Genomic DNA, 7,549 nt, shown 5'->3' with positions numbered 1-7,549 from the left:
CGTAGAAGTTAAGCTCAAAACAGCCTCACTAAAGATGATTTACGATCATTCGTATTAGTGAGGACATGCAAAACTGAGAGGTAACGTATTATGAAAAGTTTTCTTTAACTGTTCCAATTAAGGTTGTTGATCCCACCACATAAAGCTATTACATATTTAGATTTATAGATTAAATTTATTCTATTATTTTAGAAAAATAGATCTGGGGTGGGACAAAAAATTTCAAAATTAGCGTATATACAGTGCTGACGACTGAGATTTTATCATGCGTTAAATAATACGTTCTATTACCTGAGTATCAATTTGTAATAAATACAGGGCTGGAAATACGCAGATAGTCAGAGCTTATTGCAGGCAGGCCGGCTGCCGCTTCAAGGTATGTTGGTAACTGTATGACAGTTGCTAATGACACACCATAAGATCCTGTTGTGCGCGAGCATGGGCGAGGTTAATGAGCATAAACATAACAGGTGGCTGCCCGGAAAGAGCCCTTGGCCACCCTGGATCAGGCATGAGGGGCGTCGATGCCAGCCATTCATACTGCCCTCCATCCCGGTCCAGCAGGCATACCTGCTATGACCACTCATCGATAAGTACTCGAGCTGTTGAGGCATGTCTGGCCCGACTGTTTATCCAAAGAGGCAAGGCCATTGACTTATACCTTCCCTGTGCTGGATACCGTTACCTTATGTGTGAGCCTGCCAGCCTGCTATGGCCTGGCAGGGCATGCAGGGCATGCAGGACAGGTATTCAAGGCATTTGCATGGGGATGACCGGCTCCAGTGTCATCATATGCAGCTGAGACTTATTTTGTGCTCCAGGGGGCACCTGTAATACAGGCACAGCATCACGCTGTCCTTCTTTCAAGGGGGCATACTTTCCCATAGATATGAAGAATATGGCGGGCACAGGCCGGGTTCGGGCCTGGTATGAGCTTGATGAAAGGGGGCTGTGTAAACTACAATATCAAGGTTATCGAGCATATTTATCAGCTTTTGTCGATGTTATGCCCCGAGGTCCAAAAGCAGCTGCAAAACTGTATTTCAGGACTTGCCTGAATGACTGGGATGCAGTGCAATCAACGTAGGATGTAAAAATGGCAGCAAGAAAGCGCAGAACCAAAATCGTTACTACTCTGGGTCCAGCTACAGATCGTCCTGGAGTTATTGAAGAGCTCATCCGTTCAGGCGCTAACGTAGTACGTCTGAATTTCTCTCATGGTACTCTTGAGGATCACCAGAAGCGCGTTGTAGCAGTCCGTAAGGCTGCAAAGGATCTTGATCTGCCAGTTGCCATTATGGGTGACCTTCAGGGTCCTAAGATCCGTATTGGCAAGTTCAAGGAAGGCCCAATCCATCTCAAGTACGGCGATACCTTCGTCCTTGATGCTGATCTCGATCTTAATGAGGGTACTCAGGAGTCTGTAGGTATTACCTATACCCAGCTGCCTAATGATGTAAAGCCAGGTGACATTCTCCTTCTCGATGACGGCCGTATCCAGCTGGCTGTAACCCGAGTTGAGGACAGCCGCATCTTTACCACTGTTATCGTGGCCGGCCCGTTATCCAACAACAAGGGCATTAACAAGCAGGGCGGTGGTTTATCAGCTCCAGCTCTGACCAGGAAGGACAAGCAGGACATTATTCATGCAGCAACTCTGGGCGTAGATTATGTTGCTGTTTCCTTCCCTCGCAGTGGCAAGGACCTTGAGGAGGCCCGCCGTCTGCTGCGTGAGGCTGGCAGCAATGCTCATATCGTTGCCAAGGTAGAGCGTGCTGAGGCTGTGGCCTCAGAAGCGGCAATGCGTGACATAGTCATGGCCTCCGATGCCGTAATGGTAGCCCGTGGCGACCTTGGTGTTGAGATTGGCGACGCCAGCCTCATGTCTACTCAGAAGCGTCTTATCAACTTTGCACGTGGCCTTGACCGTGTAGTCATCACTGCTACCCAGATGATGGAGAGCATGATTAAGAGCCCAATGCCTACCCGTGCCGAGGTAATGGACGTATCCAACGCTGTGCTCGACGGTACGGATGCCGTAATGCTCTCAGCTGAGACTGCAGCCGGTGATTATCCTGTTGAGACTGTACGCGCCATGTCTCAGGTATGTCTTGGTGCCGAGACTGAGGTTCAGAAGTCCGGTTACCGTGCCGATCGCATCTTCAAGGATGCCGAGGACACCATCGCTGTGAGCTCCATGTTTGCAGCCAACCACCTTGAGGGTATCCACGGCCTGGTAGCATTCACTGACAGTGGTCACCTTCCACTTATCATGTCCCGTATCCGCTCCGGTCTGCCAATCTTTGCTTTCTCCCGCTCTGAGCAGGCTGTACGCTGGATGAGCATGTACCGTGGCGTCTTCCCTTACCACTTTGACAATCTGGCCTACAGCAGCCTCGATGAGCTCTTGCAAACCGTTGTCCGCCAGCTCCAGGAGCGCGGTCATGTTAAGACCGGCGACCGTCTGGTAGTTGCTTTCGGTGTGAACATGGGCAAGTCAGGCCACACCGACTCCATGCGTGTTGTTACCGTCTAATAGACTGAACTGCGCATACTCCCAAAGGCTGCCCACAGGCCTGGCCATATGGCCCGGACCGGGCTGCCTGGGGCATGCCGGGCGTCTCCGCTGTCTGCCGGGCATGACCACCAACAAAAAAAGCACTCTCCAGAAAAGGCGAGTGCTTTTTTGTTGTTTGAAGCTCAGCCTGAACTTTAAGCTGGCCATGCGCAACAGACCAGGGACAGGGGTTGGGAAGTGAATGGAGAGAAGAGGGAGAGAAAAGGAAGAGTAAAGGATGGGAGTTAGGTGGGGAGGGAAAACAGGGGGTATAAAAACGACAAAACCCACATAAGTGGGCTTGATGGTGGATGCTATAGGACTCGAACCTATGACCCTCTGCTTGTAAGGCAGATGCTCTAACCAGACTGAGCTAAGCATCCATTCGGTGAGGCACATTATAGTGATTATGATTACCCCTTGCAAGCCCTGACGGGCCGTAAGTCCCAAAAATATTCAGGGCCGGTTAATTTCAGAGCATGCCCTTATGAAATTATGACAGAAACTGCGGGCCGCTTTATGCCAGTGAATCTGTCTTATGACTGGGAAGGTGCTGCAGTTTATGAGCTTTATGTGCCTGGGACTGTGCGCTGGCCACATGTGCTGCCTCGTAACTTACCTGGTATGGATCTTGTTATAATTTCAGTCTTTACTGCATAACAGGCACTGCTACACCGCCCAGCCCTTCAGCTGAGACCTTATGCTGTCGGCTGGCCAGGTGACTGTATTAGCAATCAGCTTTCGGGTCAGGGCCGCAAGGCCGGAGGCCTGCAGGGCAGTATGACTTGAAGCCCCAGGGCCGCTGAGTACGTGCATTGTGGTGGGCTGATGCAGATTTTGGATGGACAGGCGCATACACAGACAGCGCTGATGAGCAGTTTTGGACAGCTGAAATGACTATATCTTTAGTACAGGATAATCCTTACCGTGTCCTTGGTGTGACCACTCAGATCCCGGGCAGGATCATCTCATCAAATTACAAGAAGATGATGAGTGAGAGTCTCAAGGGCAAAGATATCAATCTGGCTCTGGATATGAAGACCATGATGAAGCCGCCGCTTCGTACTCCGCGTCGTCTTGACCAGGCCAAGACCCAGCTGCTCTCTGCCCGTGGCCGTATTTACTACTCTATTTTCTGGTTTGTTGATACCAGCAAGCACGATCATGCAGCCATTTACTATCTGGCTCATGGTCAGCGTGAAAAAGCCATCAAAATCCTGCAGAGCCAGCAGAGCTTTTCTTCCTATATCAATCTGGCCGTACTGGCTTTGATTGAGGATCGCTTTGATGATGCTGCAACCCTGTACAGCCGCTGCCTCAACGATGAGGAAATGACCCAGGCATTTGTACATGCCATTATTGGCGACAAGTTCAAGATTAAGGGAGCTTTCGTCTTAAGCCGTGTGCTCGATGCCCTGCAACATGAAAAAGAGCGCAAGGAGCGTGACGACAACTCCGATGAGCGCTCCTTTGCAGGTGCTGGTCACGGTATTGCCAACAAGGAGGCTCAGGCCAGCCGTACCCGTCTGGTCAATGATCCGGTGCGCTCACGCATGGTCGATGCTATCAACCTCAAAAAGCAGGCTGGCAGTTTTGACCGTCACCTCAATGATGCCCTTAACAATCTCATCGACCGTATTGCTGACATCAATCAGGAGGCCGGTATTGAGGATGACTTCCTTGAAGTGGAGCTCAATCCAAATCCTGCAGCTCAGATGGTGCTCGATGAAATCACACGCTTTCTGGCGGTGAACAACTCCCTTATGGAGGCTTTCCGTCAGCGCTGTTCAGAGGCCCGTGAGCGTTCCCTGTACCTAGATTACATCTACAATCTCATCTCAGTAGTGCACTATGCTCTGCATCTGTATGCCATCGAGCTGGGCCGTCAGTTCAATTCAGGTATTTCCCAGCAGCTGCGCAGCATGATTGCCAAGCTTGAGCGTCTGTACTTCCGCCTCAAGTCTGATGATCTTGATTACTTCATTGCCTCACTGCGACGCATTGATGACTCCCTGCCTTTTTACCATGCTGTAGCTTCCAACTTTGAGAAGTACTACATGCTCAGTGATGATGCCAATCTCATCAACAATTTCTATGAGTTCAACAAGGCATCACGTCGAGTTATTGAGCAGTTCTCCATGAAGCTGGGCCTTAAGGGCAGCTACATTGACTGCAGTCTGCATCTGCAGGACATGATTGTCCGTTATAACGTAAGCTTCATGCTGGTGCTGGTTAACCTTGCTCTCAAGCACCCTTACAAGGTCAAGTCCAATCATCTGAACATCAACTATACCGACCTGCGCAGTGACGATACCCGTGTAGGCTACGGTCTTGGTGATGGTGATGACATGGGCCCTGATGGTCAGGGCAATGGCCAGAATGTCGGTCAGAATGGCGGACCGCCAGATACTTATTACAGCGAGCGTGCAAGCCGTAATCTGCCTGTTCCTGTAACCAGTGGCCAGCCTGATGGCGACAGTGAGGTCAAGCAGAAGCTGACCCGGGAGGAAAAGAAGAAGCTTGCAGAAAAGGAAAAGGAGCGCATTCTCAAGGAAAAGCGCCGTGCCGATTACTTCAAGCGCAAGCTTACCCGTTATCGCAGCGACTTTATCGATATTCTCAACCGCTATCAGGCCTACTCAATTTCGCCTAACACCGCCACTCTCATTGAAATCACCATGCGCCAGGTAAAGCGCCTGCCGCCACCAGTGAGCGTGCGTGGCCTGACCATTGGCACTCTGCTCATTCTGGCTGCAATTGGTGCCCTGTACCTCAACAGCCTGACAGGCAAGTAGCGCCTCGTTCGCCCGTACGGCAGGTGCTGCAGTAAGAACCGGCCGATACACGCCTGTGCAGCGCCCTGGAAAAAAGAGAGTCCCCCATTAGGAGGACTCTCTTTTTTCTTGCAGCTGCAATTAGCGGGGCCTGACCCAGGGCCACGGTCCGCATGGCATGACCTGGTCATGAGCCACGTGATGATGGGCATGACCTGGCCATGAGCCACTGTGGGCCGGGACTGGCAGGGGAGGACTGCATCTGAAAGGGTGCGCCATGGCGGTATGGCCATGAGGCCAGGCCATGGCGTGCCGTGATGGTTAGCGCAGGTGGCCTTCGTTCTTCTTGCTGAAGCGAATCATCATGCTGCTCATCTCGCTGGACATGCTGGTGAATATTGCAGTCTGGTTAAGGTTGGTAGTGGCAGACTGTGAGTTCTCCTCATTCATGGCAAGGATATGCTGCACCTTGATGGCTACCTGAGCAGCCGTTGATGATTGCTCATTGACGCTGTGAGCCATGCTGTTGGCAAGGGCTGCAATGTTATCCACGCCTTGCTGGATTTCATTGAGCTTTTCATTGGTATGCTCTACCTGTGCTACCCCCTCGGTTACATTGTTATAGCCCTTTTCGGCCATGGATACGGCATTGCGCGCTGTTACCTTGAAGCGCTGAATCAGCTCCTGAATCTGAACTGTAGTTGATTCGGTGCTCAGTGACAGGGAACGTACCTCATCGGCCACTACTGCAAAGCCACGACCGGCCTCACCGGCGCGGGCGGCTTCAATGGAGGCATTGAGGGCCAGCAGATTGGTCTGGGCGGCAATACCCTTGATGAGTTCTGAGGCTTTTTCAATATCATCAACGCGAGCAGCCAGATCGTTAATCATCTGGCGGGTATTTGAGGTTACATCTCTGAGATCGTTGATAGTGTCCATGGTCCTGGCTGATACGCTCTTGCCTGTGTTTACCATCTCAGAGATTTTAAGAGTGCTGGTGGCCGCCTGCCTGGAACTGCTGGTGACATCATCGATCATAACTGTAATGTCATCAGCAATCTGACGCAGTTCGTCCATAAGCTCGGTAGTAAAGCGGGCACGCTCATCGAGCTCCTTAAGGCTGGCTGACTGATGATTAAGCTGCTGCTGGGCCAGAGCATTGAGTTTTGCGGCATTTTCCTTGACACGGGTAATAACGCCGTCCACCGACTTGAGGTGATACATAACGTTGTAAACAGCCTGACCTTCCTTACCGCCGCGATAAGTAAAGATAGCGCTGTTAATCACATTCGAGTGGTTCGTGAATACGCGATCCAGGAAGCGGAAAATAGAGGCACGGCGCTGACTTATCTTCCAGACAATGAGGAACATCAGGGCATAACAGCCGGCGCTGACATAAATATTGTTGAAGAAGAATTCACAGGCAATAGCGATCAGGAATATGAACATAAGGATATTGTCAGAAATTGAGAAGCGGCGTTTGATACGCTTGCCCTCACGCATCTGCCTGTATACCTGCTCAGCACGCTTAATTTGCGCTGGGGTAGCCTTGGTGCGGATAGACTCATACCCCACCATCTTTTCATTCTGAACAATAGGATGAATAAAGGCATTAACCCAGTAGTATCCGCCGTCTTTGGATCTGTTTTTGAGTACGCACATGAAAGGCTTCATGATTTTCAGGCTGTTCCACATTGCGGTGAATACCTGAGGCGGCATCTCAGGATGGCGCACTATGTTATGGGGCTGACCCAGCAGTTCCTCACGGCTGTAGCCGCTGACCTCACAGAAAGTATCGTTGACCTCGGTTATATTGCCCTCAAGATCAGTAACAGAAATGATTCTGGCTGCAGGATCGCTGGGAAACTGATGCTCAACGTCGGTGACAGGTACATTCATTCTCATGGTTATATCTCTTTGTTGGCCCGGTAATGTTCTTATCAGGCGGCGCAGACAGCTACTGCAAAATATCAGAACAAGCTGTCATGGTCGGCACTAATAAGGACATGAGAGACAGCGTAGAAAGCTCGGGGAGCCTTGATGCACCAGGGAGCTGTTGGGGTCCGAGGTTAAGGGTATTGGGACTGATTGCAGTTAATGGCTGAGTTATTTCTGGCAGTGGTGAGCACAGATTTCGTTCCGGCCATGTCATGGCTCTTTGTATAAGGAGCAACGGTCAGCACATGCTTACTGTCATTAAGACGGGACGATCCGGTCT

General features: G+C 50.9%; 3 protein-coding genes and 1 tRNA gene. 2 read left to right on the top strand and 2 right to left on the bottom strand.

All coding sequences use genetic code 11. The annotated features are described in order from the left end of the window. Positions 1–1,096 precede the first annotated feature (1,096 nt). Positions 1,097–2,536 carry a pyruvate kinase gene (gene pyk / locus MXE39_RS11170; RefSeq protein ID WP_246978756.1) on the top strand — a complete coding sequence of 480 codons (1,440 nt, stop codon included), beginning with the start codon at positions 1,097–1,099 and terminating at the stop codon, positions 2,534–2,536. Between the two features lie 326 nt (positions 2,537–2,862). Here the strand turns inward: pyk and MXE39_RS11165 are convergent. Next, positions 2,863–2,940, bottom strand: a tRNA-Val gene (locus MXE39_RS11165). A 510-nt stretch (positions 2,941–3,450) separates the two neighbouring features. Here MXE39_RS11165 and MXE39_RS11160 point away from each other — a divergent pair. Beyond that, a complete protein-coding gene (locus tag MXE39_RS11160; protein ID WP_246978755.1) occupies positions 3,451–5,352 on the top strand; it encodes a hypothetical protein in 1,902 nt (633 codons plus the stop codon). 300 nt (positions 5,353–5,652) lie between these two features. On the opposite strand, the gene MXE39_RS11155 is transcribed toward MXE39_RS11160, so the two are convergent. Then, a complete protein-coding gene (locus tag MXE39_RS11155; RefSeq protein ID WP_246978754.1) occupies positions 5,653–7,236 on the bottom strand; it encodes a methyl-accepting chemotaxis protein in 1,584 nt (527 codons plus the stop codon). Between the last annotated feature and the right edge of the window lie 313 nt (positions 7,237–7,549).

Origin of the sequence: Anaerobiospirillum sp. NML120511 (assembly GCF_023050955.1) — a bacterium.
Lineage (GTDB): Bacteria > Pseudomonadota > Gammaproteobacteria > Enterobacterales > Succinivibrionaceae > Anaerobiospirillum.
The sequence above is the reverse complement of the archived record's forward strand: the minus strand, read 5'-3'. Positions and strand labels throughout refer to the sequence as shown.